This is a genomic window from Methylobacterium sp. J-043, assembly GCF_022829505.1.
GTDB lineage: Bacteria > Pseudomonadota > Alphaproteobacteria > Rhizobiales > Beijerinckiaceae > Methylobacterium > Methylobacterium extorquens_A.
The window spans coordinates 103,726-121,998 of record NZ_JAKSYB010000028.1; the positions used below are offsets into that span (position 1 = coordinate 103,726).

General features: G+C 69.4%; 19 protein-coding genes. 11 read left to right on the forward strand and 8 right to left on the reverse strand.

The genetic code is table 11. The features are described from left to right. The first annotated feature begins 109 nt into the window (after positions 1 to 109). Complete coding sequence (locus tag MKK50_RS04530) at positions 110 to 1,408, forward strand: nicotinate phosphoribosyltransferase (protein ID WP_499020698.1); 1,299 nt, start codon at positions 110 to 112, stop codon at positions 1,406 to 1,408. A 15-nt stretch (positions 1,409 to 1,423) separates the two neighbouring features. On the opposite strand, the gene MKK50_RS04535 is transcribed toward MKK50_RS04530, so the two are convergent. Next, positions 1,424 to 1,885 (reverse strand): hypothetical protein, encoded by a 462-nt coding sequence (locus MKK50_RS04535; protein WP_499020700.1) that lies wholly within the window; start codon positions 1,883 to 1,885, stop codon positions 1,424 to 1,426. Between the two features lie 86 nt (positions 1,886 to 1,971). Beyond that, positions 1,972 to 3,579 (reverse strand): TROVE domain-containing protein, encoded by a 1,608-nt coding sequence (locus tag MKK50_RS04540; RefSeq protein WP_499020702.1) that lies wholly within the window; start codon positions 3,577 to 3,579, stop codon positions 1,972 to 1,974. Positions 3,580 to 4,790: 1,211 nt separating this feature from the next. Between MKK50_RS04540 and MKK50_RS04545 the strand changes: the two genes are divergently transcribed. The 4 genes from MKK50_RS04545 to hisN all read left to right on the forward strand — a co-directional run bounded on the left by MKK50_RS04545 (position 4,791) and on the right by hisN (position 8,976). Continuing rightward, complete coding sequence (locus tag MKK50_RS04545; protein WP_499020704.1) at positions 4,791 to 5,105, forward strand: helix-turn-helix domain-containing protein; 315 nt, start codon at positions 4,791 to 4,793, stop codon at positions 5,103 to 5,105. Beyond that, positions 5,102 to 5,881, forward strand: coding sequence for a LamB/YcsF family protein (locus MKK50_RS04550; protein ID WP_499020706.1), 780 nt, complete (start codon positions 5,102 to 5,104; stop codon positions 5,879 to 5,881). Before MKK50_RS04545 ends, MKK50_RS04550 begins: the two co-directional genes overlap by 4 nt. A gap of 223 nt (positions 5,882 to 6,104) precedes the next feature. Beyond that, positions 6,105 to 8,129 carry an AI-2E family transporter gene (locus MKK50_RS04555; protein WP_499020707.1) on the forward strand — a complete coding sequence of 675 codons (2,025 nt, stop codon included), beginning with the start codon at positions 6,105 to 6,107 and terminating at the stop codon, positions 8,127 to 8,129. A gap of 55 nt (positions 8,130 to 8,184) precedes the next feature. Continuing rightward, the gene (gene hisN, locus MKK50_RS04560; RefSeq protein WP_499020709.1) at positions 8,185 to 8,976 is read left to right on the forward strand and encodes a histidinol-phosphatase; all 792 of its coding nucleotides are present in this window, start codon (positions 8,185 to 8,187) and stop codon (positions 8,974 to 8,976) included. Here hisN and MKK50_RS04565 read toward each other — a convergent pair. Beyond that, positions 8,966 to 9,949, reverse strand: a complete 984-nt coding sequence (locus MKK50_RS04565) for an alpha/beta fold hydrolase (RefSeq protein ID WP_253368884.1) — start codon at positions 9,947 to 9,949, stop codon at positions 8,966 to 8,968. The genes hisN and MKK50_RS04565 overlap by 11 nt on opposite strands. Before the next feature lie 182 nt (positions 9,950 to 10,131). Here MKK50_RS04565 and MKK50_RS04570 point away from each other — a divergent pair, with 182 nt between their 5' ends. Then, on the forward strand, positions 10,132 to 10,602 hold the full coding sequence (locus MKK50_RS04570) for an Hsp20 family protein (RefSeq protein WP_499020710.1): 471 nt from the start codon (positions 10,132 to 10,134) through the stop codon (positions 10,600 to 10,602). A 74-nt stretch (positions 10,603 to 10,676) separates the two neighbouring features. Here the strand turns inward: MKK50_RS04570 and MKK50_RS04575 are convergent, their stop codons facing one another. The 3 genes from MKK50_RS04575 to MKK50_RS04585 are packed head-to-tail and all read right to left on the reverse strand — an operon-like array spanning position 10,677 to position 11,871. Then, positions 10,677 to 10,973, reverse strand: a complete 297-nt coding sequence (locus MKK50_RS04575) for a hypothetical protein (protein ID WP_499020712.1) — start codon at positions 10,971 to 10,973, stop codon at positions 10,677 to 10,679. A gap of 45 nt (positions 10,974 to 11,018) precedes the next feature. After that, positions 11,019 to 11,432: a cupin domain-containing protein gene (locus MKK50_RS04580; RefSeq protein WP_499020713.1), complete on the reverse strand. Its 414-nt coding sequence runs from the start codon at positions 11,430 to 11,432 to the stop codon at positions 11,019 to 11,021. 4 nt (positions 11,433 to 11,436) lie between these two features. Next, positions 11,437 to 11,871 (reverse strand): RNA polymerase subunit sigma-70, encoded by a 435-nt coding sequence (locus MKK50_RS04585; RefSeq protein WP_253368891.1) that lies wholly within the window; start codon positions 11,869 to 11,871, stop codon positions 11,437 to 11,439. 243 nt (positions 11,872 to 12,114) lie between these two features. On the opposite strand from MKK50_RS04585, the gene kdoO reads away from it, so the two are divergent. After that, positions 12,115 to 12,984 (forward strand): Kdo hydroxylase KdoO, encoded by an 870-nt coding sequence (gene kdoO / locus MKK50_RS04590; RefSeq protein ID WP_253368892.1) that lies wholly within the window; start codon positions 12,115 to 12,117, stop codon positions 12,982 to 12,984. Positions 12,985 to 12,988: 4 nt separating this feature from the next. Here the strand turns inward: kdoO and MKK50_RS04595 are convergent, their stop codons facing one another. Together MKK50_RS04595 and MKK50_RS04600 are read right to left on the reverse strand one after the other, a co-directional pair. Further along, the gene (locus MKK50_RS04595; RefSeq protein WP_499020715.1) at positions 12,989 to 14,068 is read right to left on the reverse strand and encodes an AI-2E family transporter; all 1,080 of its coding nucleotides are present in this window, start codon (positions 14,066 to 14,068) and stop codon (positions 12,989 to 12,991) included. A 77-nt stretch (positions 14,069 to 14,145) separates the two neighbouring features. Next, positions 14,146 to 15,252 carry a GGDEF domain-containing protein gene (locus MKK50_RS04600; protein WP_499020717.1) on the reverse strand — a complete coding sequence of 369 codons (1,107 nt, stop codon included), beginning with the start codon at positions 15,250 to 15,252 and terminating at the stop codon, positions 14,146 to 14,148. Between the two features lie 310 nt (positions 15,253 to 15,562). Here MKK50_RS04600 and MKK50_RS04605 point away from each other — a divergent pair, with 310 nt between their 5' ends. The 4 genes from MKK50_RS04605 to MKK50_RS04620 all read left to right on the forward strand — a co-directional run bounded on the left by MKK50_RS04605 (position 15,563) and on the right by MKK50_RS04620 (position 18,202). Then, positions 15,563 to 16,051 (forward strand): hypothetical protein, encoded by a 489-nt coding sequence (locus tag MKK50_RS04605; RefSeq protein ID WP_499020719.1) that lies wholly within the window; start codon positions 15,563 to 15,565, stop codon positions 16,049 to 16,051. Between the two features lie 204 nt (positions 16,052 to 16,255). Continuing rightward, positions 16,256 to 16,552, forward strand: a complete 297-nt coding sequence (locus MKK50_RS04610; protein WP_003601886.1) for an acyl carrier protein — start codon at positions 16,256 to 16,258, stop codon at positions 16,550 to 16,552. A 28-nt stretch (positions 16,553 to 16,580) separates the two neighbouring features. Beyond that, positions 16,581 to 17,045, forward strand: coding sequence for a 3-hydroxyacyl-ACP dehydratase FabZ family protein (locus MKK50_RS04615; RefSeq protein ID WP_499020721.1), 465 nt, complete (start codon positions 16,581 to 16,583; stop codon positions 17,043 to 17,045). Beyond that, the gene (locus MKK50_RS04620) at positions 17,042 to 18,202 is read left to right on the forward strand and encodes a beta-ketoacyl-ACP synthase (protein WP_499020722.1); all 1,161 of its coding nucleotides are present in this window, start codon (positions 17,042 to 17,044) and stop codon (positions 18,200 to 18,202) included. Before MKK50_RS04615 ends, MKK50_RS04620 begins: the two co-directional genes overlap by 4 nt. Positions 18,203 to 18,273: the final 71 nt, after the last annotated feature.

The window sequence follows — 18,273 nt, forward strand, 5'->3', positions numbered from 1 at the left end:
GCCTCTGGTGGGGGCGCCTTTTTTGTCATGATGCCCTGCGCCCGCCGACGTTGATCGCCGGGGCGATCCGCCCCAAGCTCGGCCGACGCTCCCTGAACACGGACGGCCCATGATCGACCTCGCGAAGCGGGTCTACGACCACAATTTCCGCATCGACCCGATCGTGCGTTCGCTGCTCGATACGGATTTCTACAAGCTCCTGATGGCGCAGATGATCTTCCGCCGTCACCGAGAGCTGAACGTTAGCTTCGGAATCCAGAACCGCACCCGGAGCGTGCGGGTGGCCGACGAGATCGACCTCGGGGAATTGCGGGCGCAGCTCGACCATGCCCGCACGGTGCGCTTGAGCCGGGGCGAATCCACCTGGCTTCGCGGCAATACCTTCTACGGCAAGCGCCAGATCCTCTCATCCGAGTTCATGGCGTGGTTCGAGGCGTTTCAGTTGCCGGAATACGAGTTGGAGACCCGCGACGGACAAGTGGCGCTGACCTTCCACGGCCCCTGGGTCGAGACCACGATGTGGGAGGTGCCGGCCCTCGCGATCCTCAACGAGATGCGCTCCCGCGCGGTGCTGCGCGGCATGGGCAAGTTCGATCTGCAGGTGCTCTACGCCCGCGCCATGACCCGTGTCTGGGAGAAGATCGAGCGTTTGAAGCGCCTGCCCGACCTCTCCATCGCCGATTTCGGCACGCGCCGCCGCCACGGCTTCCTGTGGCAGGATTGGTGCGTGCAGGCGATGCGCGAAGGCTTGGGCGAGGGCGCCTTCCTCGGCACCTCGAACTGCCTGATCGCCCTGCGGCGCGAGGTCGAGGCGGTCGGCACCAACGCCCACGAACTGCCGATGGTTTACGCCGCACTCGCGGGCGACGACGATGAGGCCCTGGCGGCCGCGCCCTACGCGGTGCTCGCCGACTGGCAGCAGGACTATGCCGGCAACCTGCTGGTGGCGTTGCCCGACACCTACGGCACCACCGGCTTCCTCGCCAACGCGCCCGACTGGCTCACCGCCTGGACCGGCATCCGCATCGACTCGAAGGAGCCGATCGCGGGCGGCGAGGAGGCCCTCGCCTTCTGGGCGTCGCGGGGCTGCGACCCGCGCGAAAAGCTGGCGATCTTCTCCGACGGGCTCGACATCGACGACATCGAGGCGATTCACGCGCATTTCCACGGCCGCATGCGCATCGGCTACGGCTGGGGCACCCGACTGACCAACGATTTCCGCGGCCTCGTGCCGGAAGGGCGCCTCGATCCGATCTCGGTGGTCTGCAAGGTGACGGAAGCGGAGGGCCGCCCGACGGTGAAAATTTCGGACAACCCGAGCAAGGCCCAGGGGCCTGCGGCGGAAGTGGAGCGTTACAAAAGGGTGTTCGGGGTGGGGGAGCAGGCGGCGGTGGCGGTCGTGGTGTGAGTGCCTGTCGATCCCTCAGGCCCGTTGCCAGGGATCGTCGGCCCGGCGGAACACGGTGATCGCCACCGAGCAGCAGATGTCGGCCGAGTGGAAGCCCGGATGGATCGCGTCCGCGCAGGCGACTGCGCCACCCACGGGGATCGTGCCCTCGGCAAAGCCCGAGGGGCAGGCATCCGGCATCACCGCGCCCTTGACGATGGTCGGCACCCGCATGAGCGCGTCCATATGCGCGATCACCGCGGCCGCGTTCGCCCGCTCGGCCTCGGTCTCGGCGTCGAGGAAGACGCCGAATGCGAGGGCGTTCGTTCGCATCGGGATGACGTGGGCGGCCGGGTCGAGGGTGGCCAGATGTGCGCGGATCGCCGCATCGTCGGCGCCCTCGACGCGCATCGCGTTGGCGATGGAGACCGCCCGCTTGAACCATCCGCCGGGCTGGAAGCCCCAAGCGATGAGGTCGCGTCCGTTGATCGCGGTCATGGTGCCGCTCCGTCTTCCTGAAGTCTTGCTTCTTGAATTTTGGGGACCAGGGCGGACGGCTCGCTGCGAGCCGTCCGCCCCTCTCGTCATTCACTGCGGATGAAATCCGCGATCAGCGCGGGCGCCGCCGTGTCGAAGCCGACGACGTCGAGCATGCCGGCGTCGTTCGGGTCGGCGATGCTGAAGCCGTTGGAGACGAGCCCCACGACCACGAGCTTGGCCGGAATCCCGGTCTTCTCCCGGTACTCCCGCAGCGCCTGGACCGGGTGGACCGGCCCCGCCCAGGTTTCCGAGTCCGTGTAGACCACGAACGCGTCAGCCTTCACGCCCCGCTCCAGCGCCCACCGCATCGGCAGCGAACAATCCGTCCCGCCGAAGGGCAGGTCGGCGGTCGCCGCCACCGCCTGGTCGAGACGCATCGACGGCCCGATCGGCAGGGCGGTGAGCGCCGCCCCCTGGCTCCAGGACTGGCCGGGCTCGGCCGTGAAGCCGAGGGTCTGCCAGTGCTCCTCGGTCGCCGCGGTGACGAGCGCCATCGCGGCGGCCGCCTCGCGGGGCGTCAGAGCGGAACCCGCGACGGAGCCGCAGCTCATCGAGCCGGAGACGTCCAGCGCCAGCACGAGACGCCGGCCCGTGGGCTCGACGCCTCCGAAGGCGGTGTAGAAGGCCGCGTTCAGCGTCTCGATGATGGCCGCCACCGGCTCCCAGGAGAGTCGGCCGCGCTGGCCGCGCCCGGACGCGTAGGTCCGGAGCGCCACCAGCAGCGCCATCGGGTGCAGGCGCGCCTTCAACAGGCGATCCCGATCCGACAGCACGCCGACCACGTGCGCGGTCGCCGCGGTGAAGGGCGCGAGCGCCCCCGACGCGGTGAGCCGGCCGAGCTGGCGCACGAGGGCACCGACCGGCATGCGCTCGATCAGGGCCTCGTTCACCGCGCGGCTCGTCATCAGCCCGGTCGGCAGCGCCTCCCAGGGCAGATTGTGCGTACGCACCTGCGCCGCCGCGTAAGCGCCGTCGACGCCCTCCGCCTGTACCGAGGCGAAGGCGTGGACGAGAGCGGGGGTCTCCTCGGTCAGCGTGCCGCGGCAGATCCAGTCGAACAGCGCCTTCCGGGCCGGCTCGTCCGTCTCCGGGTGAGCCAGCCGCAGGAGGTCGCGGTGCGACCAGCCCTGACGGGACCGGTACTTCACCGCCTGGTAGGCGAGCGCGTCCACCGGACGCGCCTGATACCAGTCGCTGACCGCGCGCCGGAGCGCCCGGCCCCAGCCGCGCATCGCCTCGACGGCGCCCGCGAACTGGAACAGGTGTGTGCCGGTGCGGCAGACCCGTGGCAGGGCGGCGAGCGCCAGCCGGCGGGTCGCCTCAGCTTCCGCGGAGGCCGCGAGCGCCAGCGCGAAGATCGCCGGATCCTGCTTCGGCACACGGCCCGCCTCGCTCATCGCGACGATGACCGCGACTGCCCGCGGACCGTCCTCGGCAATGCAGCGCATCACCGCGGCGGCGTTCTCCCGGGTCAGCGCCCGCTCGCCCGCGTAATACGAGCCGCCTTCCGAGCCGAGCACGAGGAAGCGGTCGAGCCGCGCCCAGTCGCTCAGCGCGAAGATATGGCCGCCGGCCGAATTCGGCACGGTGCGGGGAAGGGGCTCCGACTGCGGGGTGCGCCGGAGCGAGAACAGCTTTCCATAGTTCAACATTGCTCGCTCCTTTCTCCGCGGGGCTATTTTTGGGATGGTCCCCGAGGCTCGTTGCGGCGCGCGGTCGTGAGTCGTGCGAGGGATTCCGGCGCCTTGCGGCGCCTGGGATTCGAACCCTAGGACCAGATCACCCTCGCAATCCGGCCCGCGCGGCCGAATTCGCTTGTTCCGTCAGCGGCCGTGCGGGCATGGAGGGGAGACAGGAGGTCCGCTCGCGCGGCGTGCGTTGCCCGTCCGCCACCCGGGCATCGGACCTCGCGGCCCGTGGGATTCGAACCCGGCCTTTCGGCCAACGATCACCTGTCTCCATCGGCCCGCACGGCCGATACCTTTGTCGTTCTGCGCCCTTCGGGCGGACGAACGTCCGGCCTCGAGCTGCGCGGTCATGGTGTGAGAAAAGGGGCGCTCTACCCGACTGAGCTACGGACCTTGCGATCCGGCGGGAGTCGAACCCGCGACCACCTCATTAACGATGATAACCTTACCTCTTCGGCCCGCGCGATTTGAATAATTTCCTACAACTCAGACGCGAAAAGTCCTGCGGTCGTGGATGTCGGGGACGGGTTTACTGAGCTACGGGTGTGATGCCCGGCGACAATCGAATTCGCGACCTCCGCGGCGTGTGCCACGGCGCTCTACCGATAACCGTCCCCGTTCGGCCCGCAGGGGCCGCCGGGATGGGGAGTGGGGGATTGTGGCCGCGCCGGAACGGCGGCCACGCGGGCATGGGGGTGCGAACGGGAATGTCCTTTCGGACAACCGCGCCGTCCGCCCGAGGGCATCCGGCATTCGATTCCCTGAGATAACCGTCCGCTATCGGCCCGCGTGGCCGACCGTCTCTCGTGTGGTCGGATACGAGCACATCGCCCTTGGCCGCTCAGACCCTGGACGGGCGAAAGCGGCGACGCGTAGATCGTCGTGTTTCATACCTTGCTCCGTCGAGGCGGGGCCAATGGGAAGCGCGGACGTGTGAACGGGCGATCGGGGCTTCACGGGATAGGTGATAACCGATGCCAACCGGCCCGCGCCGGTGATGATGTTCGAGCTGTGAGCCGGATGTGGGTGCGAGGGAGCGGAAGCTTTCCCGTACGGGTTAAAAGGCAACGCTCGATCGCTGGCCCGGCTGAGCTGATGGGTTGTGCTTACGGTTGCACCCGGACTGCGTCAACCCGAAACTTGAAAATTCTTTCAGCTTCACGCATCTCCCATCCATGAACCCATCCACCATCACACCCGCCCAGATCCGCGCCGGACGCGGCCTTCTCAAATGGACGCAAGGCGTTCTGGCCAGTCGCGCCGCGGTCTCGGTCGTGACCCTGAACATGATCGAGAGCGATCAGGTTGCCCCGCGCGCAAGGACCCTCGACGCGATCCGCACGGTGCTCGAAGGCGAGGGCATCCGCTTCATCGGCGACGCGAGCGAAGGCTTCGGCGTGATGATGCGGCCGGGGCAAGGGGCACAACAAGCATCACAACAGGGGCCGAAGCCTGGGAAGACGTCGAGATCCATGCGGGCCGCCGAGTGAGCGCCCGCATCGATCTCAACGCCGATCTCGGCGAGGGTTTCGGGCCCTGGCGCATGGGCGACGATACCGCGCTCCTCGACATCGTCACCTCGGCCAACGTCGCGTGTGGCTTCCATGCGGGCGACCCCGACATCATGGTCGAGACGGTGCTCGCCGCGAAGGCGCGGGGCGTGGCCATCGGCGCCCATCCCGGTTTTTCGGACCTACGCGGCTTTGGCCGAAACCGGATCCAAGAAAGTCCCAGAAGAATCGAGCGCGACATCGCCTACCAGATCGGCGCGTTGCAGGCCTGCGCCGCTCTGGCCGGTGCCCGCGTCACCCATGTCAAAGCGCACGGGGCGCTCGCCAACCTCTCCAACGAGGACGACGCGGTCGCCGACGCCCTGGCCCGCGCCGTGGCCGGCGTCGATGCCAGCCTTGCCCTGGTGGTGATGCCGGGGCTCGCTGCCGAGCGCGCCGGGGAGCGGGCTGGGCTGACCCTCGTGCGCGAGATCTACGCCGACCGCGCCTATTCCGAGGACGGCACGCTCGCCCCCCGCGCCTCGCCCGGCGCAGTGATCCACGACGCGGGCGAAGCCGCTCTGCGCGTCGCCCGCATGATCGGGGAGGGCGCGGTGTTCACGCTCGGGGGGCGTCGCGTTCCGGTTGCGATCGATACGGTCTGCGTCCACGGCGACAACCCGGAGGCGCTCGCGATGGCGCGAACGGTGCGGGCCGAGCTGGAGCGGGCCGGCTTCAGCCTGCATCCCTTCGCCGAATCGTTCACCGAGGCCTGAGGGACGACGCCGTCACGGCAACGTTTCAGGGATCGAATCCGGCCTGCTCACGGTTTCTTGAGTTCAGGTGCCTTCGGGCGCTGGCTCGTGACGACGACCGCCCGGCTCGACCGCGGATCGTCGTGCGAAGCCCGCCCGGACCCTTGTGAACAGAACCGAGGCCCGCGACGCGATCCGTCGGGCCTCGGATGAAGCGTGGCGTGAGAGGGAAGCCCGGCCTGACATGAAGCGTATTTCCCCCGGTGAGGGCTTCATCGTGCCACCGCGCCCGACGCGCGTTTCCGCGGCCGAGACGCCGAAAGGTCCGCTCGCCTCCTCCCTCGTCGTATTCGCGATCATCGTCGCGGGCCTCTTCCTCGCGCGTGAGGTGCTGATCCCCATCGCGATCGCGGTGCTGCTGTCGTTCGTGCTCGGCCCGCTGGTGAACTTTCTGCGCCGGCTGCGGCTGGGGCGGGCCTTCGCAGTGCTGGTCTCGGTGCTGCTCGCCGCCGGGATCATCGCCGCGGTGTCCACGGTCATCGGCGTGCAGGTCGCCGAACTCGCGGGGGACGTGCCGCGCTACCAGCGCACCGTCGAGCGCAAGATCGAGGGGCTGCGGGCCGGCACGCTCGGCCAGACGATGGACTACATCGCCAACATCAACCGGGCGATCCACCAGGGCGGCGAGGAGACCAAGGAGGCGGCCGAGAAGGCCAAGCAGCAGGCCGCCCGCGACAATCCCCGCAAGGCCGAGCCGGAGCCGCCGAAGCCGATGCTGGTGCAGGTGGAGGAGCGCCGCCCGGGCCCGCTCGAACTGGCCACCACCGTGCTCGCGCCGGTGGCCCAGCCGCTTGCCACCGCCGGCATCGTCTTCGTCGTGCTCCTGTTCATCCTGATGCAGCGGGAAGACCTGCGCGACCGCCTGATCCGACTCGCGGGGTCGAGCGACCTCCACCGCACGACCGTGGCGATGGACGACGCGGCCCGGCGGCTCTCGCGCTACTTCCTGGGCCAGCTCGCGCTCAACTCCGCCTTCGGCCTCGTCATCGGCGTCGGGCTCTGGATCATCGGCGTGCCGAGCCCCGTGCTGTGGGGCATCTTCGCGCTCGTCATGCGCTTCGTGCCCTATATCGGCGCCTTCCTCTCGGCGGTCCTGCCGATCGCGCTCGCGGCGGCGGTCGATCCGGGCTGGAGCATGGTGCTGGCGACCTTCCTGCTCTTCGTCATCGTCGAGCCCATCGTCGGGCAGATCATCGAGCCGCTGGTCTACGGCCACTCGACCGGCGTCTCGCCGTTCTCGGTGCTGGTCTCGGCCCTGTTCTGGACCTGGCTGTGGGGACCGGTGGGCCTCCTGCTCTCGACGCCGCTCACCGTCTGCCTCGTCGTGCTCGGGCGCCACGTCGATCGGCTGGAATTCCTGGATGTGCTGTTCAGCAACCGCCCGGCGCTGACGCCGATCGAGAACTTCTACCAGCGCATGCTCGCCGACGACCCGGAGGAGGCGCAGGAACATGCCGACCTGATCCTACGCGAATGCTCGCTCTCGGCCTATTACGACGACGTGGTGCTGAAGGGTCTCGAACTCGCCTCCCGCGACGCCGCCCGCGGCGTGCTGACGCCGAGCCAGAAGGACGAGATCCGCGCCTCGATCACCGCCTTGGTGGAGGATCTGGAGGATCGCGAGGATGCCGCGCCCGATCCGGCCTCCAAATCCGCCAAGCTCTTCGACGGCGACGGGGAGGGTGCCTGCAAGAATGAGCCAATCGCCGATCCCGAACCCGGCGAGTTGCCCGAAGCGTGGCGGGCCGACGGTGCGGTGCTCCTCGTCTCCGGCCGCGGCTTCCTCGACGGCGCGGCCACGGCCATCGCCGACCAGCTCCTGCGCAAGCGCGGCTTCGGCACCCGGCAGGTGCCCTTCGCCGAGGTCGCCCGGGTGCACATTGCCGAGTGGGAGCCGGGTCCGGCGCAGGCGGTCTGCGTGATCTCGCTCGCGTTGTCCGGCGAGCCGACCCATCTGCGCCGCCTCGTCTCGCGGTTGCGCCAGAAGATCGACACCGTGCCGATCGTCGCCGGGCTGTGGCGCCTCGACGGGCCGATACTCGCCGACGACGCGGTGCGGGCTAAGCTCGGCGCGGACGACCACGTCACCTCCCTGCGCGACCTGATCGAGACGATCCTCGCCCTCGCCCGCCACGAGGGCCGCCCGGAGCGGTCCGAGCGGAGCGATGCGGCCACGCCCCCGCGGCAGGCTCTGCCCGAGCCGGCTTGACGGAACGGCCTGTCGGCGGCTTCGTCGCAATCCGACAATGGGAGGCTGCCCCTCGATGAGCGTCGTCGATCTCGCCCAGTTCATGGAAGACCTCGCCACTCAGTCCGGAGCGGCGATCCTGCCGTTCTTCCGGGCGCATTTCGGCCTCGACGACAAGTCCCATGGGACGGGCCACGCCTTCGACCCCGTCACCGAGGCGGACCGCGCGGCGGAAGCCGTGATGCGGCGGATGATCAACGACCGGTTGCCGAACCACGGCATCCTCGGCGAGGAGTTCGGCTCGGAGCGGGCGGATGCGGAATGCGTCTGGGTGCTCGACCCCATCGACGGCACCCGCGCCTTCATCAGCGGCCTGCCGACCTGGGGCACCTTGATCGGGCTCACCCATCACGGCGCGGCGGTGCGCGGGCTGATGCACCAGCCCTATCTCGGCGAGCGCTTCCTCGGCGACGGCAGGACGGCGAGTGTGCGCTCGGCGAAGGGCGAACGCACCCTGCATACCCGCCGCAACGAGGCGCTCGGCAACGCCATCCTCGCCACAACAGACCCACGCCTGTTCGCGGACGGGGAGGAATCCGAGCGATTCCGGGCGATCGAGGGGCAGGTGAAGATGTCCCGCTACGGCACCGACTGCTACGCCTACTGCATGCTCGCCGCCGGCCAGATCGACCTCGTGGTCGAGGCAGGGCTGAAGCCCTACGACATCGTCGCGCTGATCCCCATCGTCGAGGGCGCGGGCGGGGTCGTCACGAGCTGGGACGGGGGCCCGGCCACCGGCGGCGGCCGGATCGTGGCCGCCGGAGACCGCCGGCTGCACGAGGCGGCGTTGAACATGCTCAACCCGTGAGAGCCTGAGCCTTCTCGGCGATGGCAGGATGGCCGTGGCCGGGGATGAACGCATCGAAGGACGCCCAGAAATCCGCGCGGACCGCGTCGCATTCGGTCAAGATCTCGTGGCGGGCGCCCGGCAGCACGATCAGGTGCCCGGTCTTGAGCCGGGCGGCGAAGCGCTCGATCGCCGGGGTGCTGCACACGGGATCGGCTCCGGCGCCGACGATCAGACAGGGCGTGCGGATCCGCCGGATCATCGCCGGATCTTCCAGCCGCCGCATCGCCCGGAAGGCGGAAGCGAGCCAGGCGACGGTCGGGTCGCCGACCGCTCCGGCGCCGACCTCGCGGGCAGCGGCTGCGTTGCGGGCGTAGCGTGCGGGGTCGGTCGAGAGGCGGTTGCCGGCAAACGGCTTCGTGGCAATCGAGGTCTTGCCGCCGGTGGGCACGTAGCTGCGCCCGAGGCCTAGCCGTTGCAGTCCGCGCACGAGCAGCGACACCGCGGCCGGCCAGCGCACCATGCGGATCGACAGCATCGGCGCGACGGTGACAAGCCGCCGGAACGGCAGCCGGCCCTTCGCCGCGAGTGTCAGCGCCACCGCCCCGCCCATGGAGTGGGCGAGCCCGAAATGCGGTTCGGGCATCATCGGCACGAGCACGGTCTCGGTGATTGCCTTGAGGTCGAGACCGTAATCGTCGAAGTGGCGGACATGGCCCTTGTGGGCGTCGCGGACCTGACGGCCGGAATCGCCCTGGCCGCGCCAGTCGAAGGCGACCACGCAGAAGCCGCGGGCACGCAGATCCGCGATCGTCTCGAAGTACTTCTCGATGAACTCGGCCCGGCCCTGAAGCAGGCAGACCGTGCCCTTCACGCCCCGCGTCGTCGGCTGCCACGTCGCGGCCCGCAAGGGAACGCCGTCGGCGGTCTCGACCGGCACGAGGCGGGCACCGGGCGGCACCGGATTGCCGGGGGTGGGACGCAGGGTCAGCACGGCGGGCTCACCTGGGAGAAATTTTTGCTCAAGCTCACGCGAAATCCCCGCAAACAGACCCTTGCGCGGTTTTTGGGGGCCACCAATATTATTGAAGCGCCGGCCGAGACGGCGGCGCGACGGTCCGGCCCAAGGGCGGACCCGAATACATCGAGCATGTTGCTTCTTCTGGAGGATATGTGATGCGTCAGTTCGATCTGGCTCCCCTGTACCGTTCCACCGTCGGTTTCGACCGACTGTTCTCGGCCCTCGACGGTCTCGTGAGCACCGAGGCGGCTCCGACCTACCCGCCCTACAACATCGAGCGCACCGGTGAGAACGTCTACCGCGTCACCGTCGCCGTGGCTGGCTTCACCGAGGCCGACCTGTCGATCGAGGTGAAAGAGAACGCTCTCACCATCAAGGGCGAGCGTAAACCCGCCGAAGGCAAATCCGCCGAAGTGCTCTACCAGGGCATCGCTGCCCGCGCCTTCGAGCGCCGCTTCCAGCTCGCCGACCACGTCCAGGTCACCGGCGCCGTGCTGGAGAACGGCCTCCTCCATGTCGATCTCGTCCGCGAGGTCCCGGAGGCGAAGAAGCCGCGTCGCATCGAGATCGCCAGCCGGCCATCGAGCCAGCCGGTGATCGAAGGCTCGGTCCAGCACGCCGCGTAACCGCTCAGCCGCGAGGCTGATCCCGCAGGGGAGCGCCCCGGCCGCCAAGGCCGGGGCGTTTTCATATGGCTCGGTCAAAAATCCCCGAACCGGTCGCCGCGGCCGGGCTCGTAGCAGGTGAAGCCGACGAAGCAGCCCGGATTGTCGCGGGTGGGCACGAAGGCGCGCCGTCCGATCTCCGTCGCCTCGCAAAACGAGCGGTCGCGCACGAACCGGTCGAAGGTCCGCCCGCCCGTGCCGAGCACCGCCGCGCCTTGCCGCATGACCACGGCGCGGGCCTCGGCGCAGCTGAGCGTCGTGGTGGAGGGACGCTGCGCCAGGGCAGGCCCGATGCCGGCGAGCAGGACCACGCAGACCAGGGCGCATCGCATCACGGGGGTCCGGAGAGAGGAAATCCGATTCCTCAACCGTGCCGGTCACGGATGGATCCCGTCGAGATCCGGCAGCAGCACCACGCTTTCCTTCTCGTTCGGATCGGTGCGGGCGATGAGCGCCGTGCACGGCTCGGTACGGCTCGGATTGTAGGGCAGGTGCGGCACGCCGGCTGGGATGTAGAAGTATTCGCCGGGCCGCAGCGCGGTGTGGTGCTCCAGCCGCTCGCCCCACCACGTGCAGGAGGTGCCCGCGAGCGCGTAGATCGCCGTCTCGTGGCCCTCGTGCTTGTGCGCCTTGGCCCGCGCTCCCAGCGGGATCGTCACCATCTGCAGGTGCACGCCCGTCGAACCTGCCGATTCCGCCGAGATACCGGGCGCGTAGGACAATCCCTGCTTGCCGATGAAAGGCTCTCCGGGCCGCACCACCCGGCAGAGTGCCGCGCCCGTGCCGGACATCGCGCTACAGATCCCCGAACGCGAACTGCCCCTGGGGGGCGGCCGGGCGCTTTGCCGCGCGCGGCGTTTCCTTGCGAACCGCCGGCTTCGGGCGCGGTTTGGGGTCGGCGCGCATCCGCGCCTTCGCCTTGTCGCGTGCCACCGCCTCGGGGGCGTGCGGATCGTCGTCGAGCCACTTGCCGCGCTTGATCACCTCGTTGACCCGGCCCTGGTTCACCCCGACCTTGAACGCGATCTCCTGCTGGGTCATGCCGGTGGAGGCGTGCAGTTCCAGGATCGCGCGGGCGAGGTCGGGCGTCATCTTCTGGCCCGTGATGCGCCGGGCCGGGCGAATGGTGCGGGTCTGGCGGTCGCGCTCGCGCAGGCGCTCCAGCAGGGCGAGCGCCATATGCATGCTGTGCTCGCGCAGAGCCTCCTCGAATTCCTTCAGCGTCGCCATGGCCGGTTCCTCGTCCAAGGTTCCTCGTCCAAGGGCGGACGTTCAGCGGAGAGAACGCCCCGCCCATGCCCCAGGTTGCCGATCAGGAGACGCGGGCGCGAGCGGCGGAGCAAGCGGAGGCAAGGTTTCGTCCACCGCAAAACGCCGGGGCGGGTCGAGACGCCGCAGCGGGCTGGCGTGTTGGCAGAGGGTGAGCCGGTCGGTTACACCGCGCACCATCCAATCGTGCGGGAAATGCCAGCCATGATCAGCCCCGTTCATCCCGTCTCCCGCGCCGAGGCGGTGCCGGGCGCGCCCGGTCTCGTCGAGGCGCTGGAGAGCGGCTCGGTCCTCGTCTTCCGCGATCTCGACTTCCCCTTCGACGCCTTCGAGCAGCGTTTCGTCGAGCGCCCCTTCGCCGACGGCAAGGCCAAGAACGTCGCGATCCGCAACGAGACCGCCGAGCTGCGGGGCGGGGCCGGCACCGAGGAGGAGCAGGCACGCCTGCGCGACCTGCTGGTGCGCTACCGCCGCTTCGCGAAGGACCTGATCGACACCTATCTCCCCGCCTACCGCGAAAAGGTCTCGCTCGCGGGCACCTCCTACCGGCCGTTCGACGTGGACAAGCGCAAGCTGAGCTGGCGGCGCGACGACACGCGCATGCATGTCGATGCCTTCCCCTCCAACCCGATCGGTGAGCGGCGCATCCTGCGCATCTTCCGCAACATCAACGCCGAGGGGCAACCGCGGCTGTGGCGGGTCGGCGAGGATTTCGGCTCGATGGCGGAGAAGTTTCTGCCCAAGCTCCCGGGCTATTCCGGCCTCTCGGCGAGCGTATTGGCCGCGCTCAAGATCACCAAGGCCAAGCGCACGGAATACGACCACCTGATGCTGCACCTCCACGACGCCCTGAAGCGCGACCTGGACTACCAGGCCAACGCGCCCCAGGCCGATGTGCGCTTCCAGCCCGGCGAGACCTGGGTGACCTTCTCCGACCTCGTGATGCACGGTGCCATGGGCGGTCGCTACATGCTGGAGCAGACCGCCTACATCGCGGTCGCCGACCAAGCCGACCCGGAGAAGAGCCCGCAACGGATCCTGGCGAAGAAGCTCGGGCGGCCCCTGAAGCACTGACGGGTCAGGCGGGCTCCTCGGGCCCTTCCGTGAACTCCCGCCACAGCAGGATCAAGGCGGCCATCACCGCCGGGCCGACGAACAGGCCGAGCAGCCCGAAGGTCTCGACGCCGCCGAGGATGCCGAGCAGCACCCACAGGAAGGGCAGGCGGGTGGTGCCGCCGATCAGCGCCGGGCGCACGAAATGGTCGGCCACAAAAGTGACGACGAAGCCCGCCGCCACCACGATCGCGGCGGGGACGACCGCGCCGCCCGCCAGGAGCAGCACGGCGGCGAGGCCAAAGGCCAGCGGCGCACCGAAGGGGATCATCGCGGCCACCGCGGTGAGCGCTCCGAACAGGACCGGGTGCGGTACGCCGGCAAAAGCGTAGACGATCCCTAGCAGAAAGCCCTCGCCGATCCCGACGAGGACGAGCCCGTCCACCGTGCCGTGGACGGAGGCCACCATCTGGCGCGCCACCCGCTCGCCGCGCGGCCCGAACAGGCGATGGCTCGCCCGGAGCGTCTGCGCGATCACCGTATCACCCTCGCGGAAGAGGAAGAACAGCGCCAGAAGGCAGAAGCCGAACAGCACCACCCGGTGCACCAAACCCGCCCCGAGGGTTCGGGTGAGGTCGCGGTTCGAGGTCGTGTTGAGCCGCTCGCTCAATTCATGCGCCAGCCCGGCATGGGCGAGGTGGGCGTTCCACCACTCGGTGATGGCGGCAGCCCCATAGGGCAGATGTGCGACGAAATCCGGCACCGGAATGCCGTTGCGCTCGGCCTCTCGGGCATAGGCCAGAAGTTCGTGCGCCTCACGGCCCGCCTCGACCGCGAGCACCGCGATGGGCAGCAGCAGCATCCCGGCGACGAGGCCGGTGAAGACGGCCGGCCACAGGATGTTGTGCCGGCCCGGCGGGAAGCGGCGGCGGGCGCGGACGAAGAGTGGCCAGAGAGCGATGGCAAGCACCACCGCCCAGACCAGCGCCCTCAGGAAGCCGGACAGGATGTAGAGGCCAAGCGCCAGCAGCCCGGCGACAAGGAGGGCGCGCAGCACCCTCTGGCTGCGCGCCGCCTCAGATTCCGTCCGATCTGTGCCGCTCATCGCCGCCTTACTCCGTTTCGCCGCTGTCGTCGGCGCGAGCGACCTATGGCGGACACAGCGGCAATCCAGAGGCGGCGTCACGCCGCGGCGCGGTCACGCCCTTGGGCCTTGGCGCGATAGAGGGAGCGGTCGGCCCGCTCGATGGCAGCGGAAAAATCGGCCTCGCCGGGCTCGACCACGGCAATGCCGAGGCTGATGGTCCAGGCCGGTAGGCTATCCGTACGAGCGACCGCGTGGCGGATCTCGTCGGCGAGCCAGCGCGCCTCGGCCGGGCTTCGTTCGGGCACGAGCAGCACGAACTCGTCGCCGCCGAGGCGGATGAGGCACGCGTCGGGCTCGGGGACGACGCCCTGTGCGCAGGCGGCAAGGGCGACGAGCACCCGGTCTCCGACGGCGTGACCGTGTCGGTCGTTGATCGCCTTGAAGTGATCGACGTCGAGCGCGATCACCGCCGTGCCGGACCGCAGCAGGCGGGGGCCGAGGGCAGCGAGCCCGGCCCGGTTCCAGGCGCCGGTCAGCGGATCGCGCAGGGCCGCTTCGCGCAACGCGGCCTGTGCCCGCTCGCCCGGCATGGCGATGAGGCCGAGATTCAGCACCGCCAGCAGCATTTGGTCGGACACGAGGGGGATCAACGCCGCCATGTTGGTGGCCGTGCCGCCGACCGCCTCTGCTGCGATCGCCGCGAGAAAGCCGGGAATGTAGGCGAGCAGCGCGGCCCCGGCGATCCGCCGCCCCCGCGACGGCGGGGAGATCCGGCCGAAGGCGAGCGTGCCGCCGACGATGGCCATGTTGAGCAGGCTGCCGAATGTGCCGCCGATCCGGGGGGCCGCGCTGTCCGGGCCAAAGGCGAGGGCCGGCAGGATGTAGCCGAGGCCGGAGGCGAGGATCGGCAGCAGCATCCAAGGGCGGAAGGGCGAGCGTCCATCGAACCGGCGCACCCCCGTCAGCACCGCGAGCGTGCTGAGGGACAATCCGGAATAGAGCATGCCGATCTGAAACGGTGTTTGAGCGAGATGGTTGAAGCTCGGGATCGCCGCCGCGTAGATCAGCGAGCCGCCGGCCCAGTGCAGAAAGTGGGTTTCATCGCGCCGCCCGACCCAGAGACATGCGAACACGCCGAAAAAGGCGAGGCTCGACAAGGTGCTGCATAGACCCAGCGTCGGGATGTTCGGCAGTTCGGGCATGATCCTGAGACAGCGTTCGGATGCCGGGTGATACGATTCGGCACCATGCCGCCAAAAAATTAAGAACGAGACTTTTCGGCAAGGCCCATTTTCACGATGCCCGTCGGCTTCCTTCTCGGTTCCCGCAACGACAGGATTCGTCGCCCCGCCCTCGTCTCGTCCGACGGGCGGCAAGCCGCGAACGTGCCCGGCGCAAGTTGGAACGAACTACGAACAAAGGCTTGACCTGTTCGCCGCCCAGACGCACTGTTCATGGAACGTTCCGGACTGATTCGCTGCCCCGGCGCAGCGCGCAAGGCAGGAGGCTTCCATGATCGAGATCGGCTTCGACGACCACGGGCTCGACCGGCCGGCGCCTGCAAACCGGCAACCGTACCCGGACCGCGACTGGCGCATCCTCGAGGAAGGCCTCGAACACCCGGCAAGCGGCTATTTCATTGCCCGCGAGGAAATAGCCGGCCGCCGCGGCGACGGGCTGTGGACCTGGCCGATGCAGCTTGCCGAAAAGTCGTGGTGCGCACCGCTGGGTTTCCGGCGGGTCTTCCTGGCCGCCCTTGAGCGCTACGGCGTGGCGGCCGATACGGATCTCGCCCGCTCCTTCGCCCTCGGCTTCGGCATTCAGGACGCGGGCCAGCGGCACAACGACCGGTTCGTGGCGCTCGGCGAATTGGTGCGCCCGCGCACGGCGGAGCGTAAGCGGACGCCGCCGGCGGAGGGCCGCCGCACGGGTCGCGAGCGTCCGCGGCAGGGTGCGGACACCCGTGCGCCGGCGCTCGACCTCAGCCGCTCGGCCGGTTGAGGCGCAGCGCGGGAGCCGGGCCGGCCGCAACGCCCGAGGTTGCCCGCGCTCCATCGCTTCGTGTAAAGGGTCGCGATCTTTTCATAAGCGCCATCGGGAACCGGCGGCGAAGCGGGGCCGCAGACCGGCTCGGGCGCCATGGGGCGTGCCGCGCGAGGGTTTGGCGACGCCGGATATGAAGAATCAAGAAAGCGGCCAGCCCTAATGTCGAACGAGACCGCCACCTTCGACCGCGTCGCGGACATCATTGCCGAGACGGCGGACATCCCGCGTGACAAGATCACGCCCGAGAGCCACGCCATCGACGATCTCGGCATCGATTCGCTTGCCTTCCTCGACATCGCCTTCGCGGTCGACAAAGCCTTCGGAATCAAGCTGCCGCTGGAGCGCTGGACCCAGGAAGTCAACGAGGGCAAGGTGCCGGCCGAGCAGTACTTCGTGCTGAAGAACCTCTGCGCACGCATCGACGCTCTGGTCGCCGAGAAGGCCGCCAAGGCCTGATCCGTCGGGCTTCAGGGATTCACGCGCGATGCGGCTCGAATATTTCGAGATGATCGACTCCGTGGTGCGGTTCGACCGTGCCGCCGGCCGCATCGAGGCGCGGGCGCTCGTGCCAGAGGCGAGCCCGGTCTTCGAGGGGCATTTCCCCGGCCACCCGCTGGTGCCGGGCGTCCTGCTCACCGAAACCATGGCGCAGGCCTCCGGCTACCTCGTGCTCGCCCATCTCGACTTTGCGCAGATGCCGTTCCTCATGGCAGTGGACAAGGCGCGCTTCCGCTCCTTTGTCGGCCCCGGCGCGACCCTCGACATCACGGCGAGCCTTGAGCACGACGGCTCCGGCTACGCGGTGACGAAGGCCGCGATCCGCCACGAGGGCAAGGCCTTGTGCGACGCGGAGCTGCGGTTCCGCACCATGCCGTTTCCGGCGGGCCTGGACGCGCCGATGCGCGAACGCGCCCGGAAGATCGGCCTTCTGGATGGAGCCCAGCCGTGAGCCGCCCGCAGGCCCGCGACGTCCAAGCCCGCGACGTCGTCATTACCGGGATCGGCCTTGTCTCCTGTGCCGGTGAGGGGATCGAGCCTCACCTGACCGCCTTCGCCTCACATGCGCAGCCGCGCACGGATGCGGAGACCTTTGCGCCCTACCCGGTGCACCCGGTGGCACCGGTGAGCCTCGATGCGCAGATCCCGAAGAAGTCGGATCAGCGGCAGATGGAGGCGTGGCAGCGGCTCGGCGTCTACGCCGCCGGCCTCGCACTCGATTCGGCCGGGGTGAAGGAGGATGCGGGCTTCAAGTCGGCACTGCCGCTTGTGGTGGCGGCGGGCGGTGGCGAACGCGACTACGCGGTCGATGGTGCGATCCTGACCGGCCTGCGCGGGGCCAACGATCCCGGCGCCTTCCTCAACGAGCGGCTCCTCAACGACCTGCGGCCGACCCTATTTCTGGCTCAGCTCTCGAACCTGCTCGCGGGCAATATCAGCATCGTCCACGGTGTCACCGGCGCCTCGCGCACCTTCATGGGCGAGGAGTCGAGTGGCGTCGATGCCCTGCGCATCGCGCACGCCCGGATCGCCTCGGGCCAGGTCGAGACCATGATGGTCGGCGGCTCCTACAACGCCGAGCGGCCGGACGTGATGGTCGTCCACGAGATGGGCGGCTACCTCCTCAAGGACAGCTACCGGCCGGTCTTCGAGCGGGGGGATGGGGGCGGAGGCGGCTTGGTACTCGGGAGTGCTGCCGCCTTCCTCGTGCTGGAAGCGGCCGAACACGCCGCTGCGCGAGGCGCCAGGGCCCTGGCCCGGCTGATGCCGGTGGCCAACGACCGGGTGGCCCGCGCGCCGGGCAGCGTGTCCGCGAGCCTGACCCGCCTCATCGGCGAGGCCGGGATCGAGCGGCCGGACGTGGTGCTCTCCGGCGCCACCGGCTTGGCCGACCTCGCGGCGGAGGAGATCGCCGGCATCCGCGCGGCGCTGCCGGGCGCGCGCATCCGCGCCACGGGTGACATGATCGGCCATCCGATGGAGGTCACGGCCCCGTTCGGGGCAGCTCTCGCCGCGGCGCTTTGCGCGGCAGGATCGGCCGCGGACGTCGCGGTCACCTCGGTCGGCCACCGCCGCGGCGAGGGCGTGATCCGCGTCGTGAAAATCTAGAGCAACGTCCCGAAAGGTGGCCGCCGGCTTTTGGGACGTTGGCGACGCGAGAACGAGTGTCCGCCGCTTCG

Coding starts and splice junctions, on each gene's coding strand:
- MKK50_RS04530 (WP_499020698.1), top strand. CDS start 110: ATGATCGACCTCGCGAAGCGGGTCTACGACCACAATTTCCGCATCGAC.
- MKK50_RS04535 (WP_499020700.1), bottom strand. CDS start 1,885: ATGACCGCGATCAACGGACGCGACCTCATCGCTTGGGGCTTCCAGCCC.
- MKK50_RS04540 (WP_499020702.1), bottom strand. CDS start 3,579: ATGTTGAACTATGGAAAGCTGTTCTCGCTCCGGCGCACCCCGCAGTCG.
- MKK50_RS04545 (WP_499020704.1), top strand. CDS start 4,791: ATGAACCCATCCACCATCACACCCGCCCAGATCCGCGCCGGACGCGGC.
- MKK50_RS04555 (WP_499020707.1), top strand. CDS start 6,105: ATGAAGCGTATTTCCCCCGGTGAGGGCTTCATCGTGCCACCGCGCCCG.
- hisN (WP_499020709.1), top strand. CDS start 8,185: ATGAGCGTCGTCGATCTCGCCCAGTTCATGGAAGACCTCGCCACTCAG.
- MKK50_RS04570 (WP_499020710.1), top strand. CDS start 10,132: ATGCGTCAGTTCGATCTGGCTCCCCTGTACCGTTCCACCGTCGGTTTC.
- MKK50_RS04575 (WP_499020712.1), bottom strand. CDS start 10,973: ATGCGATGCGCCCTGGTCTGCGTGGTCCTGCTCGCCGGCATCGGGCCT.
- MKK50_RS04580 (WP_499020713.1), bottom strand. CDS start 11,432: ATGTCCGGCACGGGCGCGGCACTCTGCCGGGTGGTGCGGCCCGGAGAG.
- MKK50_RS04585 (WP_253368891.1), bottom strand. CDS start 11,871: ATGGCGACGCTGAAGGAATTCGAGGAGGCTCTGCGCGAGCACAGCATG.
- kdoO (WP_253368892.1), top strand. CDS start 12,115: ATGATCAGCCCCGTTCATCCCGTCTCCCGCGCCGAGGCGGTGCCGGGC.
- MKK50_RS04595 (WP_499020715.1), bottom strand. CDS start 14,068: ATGAGCGGCACAGATCGGACGGAATCTGAGGCGGCGCGCAGCCAGAGG.
- MKK50_RS04600 (WP_499020717.1), bottom strand. CDS start 15,252: ATGCCCGAACTGCCGAACATCCCGACGCTGGGTCTATGCAGCACCTTG.
- MKK50_RS04605 (WP_499020719.1), top strand. CDS start 15,563: ATGATCGAGATCGGCTTCGACGACCACGGGCTCGACCGGCCGGCGCCT.
- MKK50_RS04610 (WP_003601886.1), top strand. CDS start 16,256: ATGTCGAACGAGACCGCCACCTTCGACCGCGTCGCGGACATCATTGCC.
- MKK50_RS04615 (WP_499020721.1), top strand. CDS start 16,581: ATGCGGCTCGAATATTTCGAGATGATCGACTCCGTGGTGCGGTTCGAC.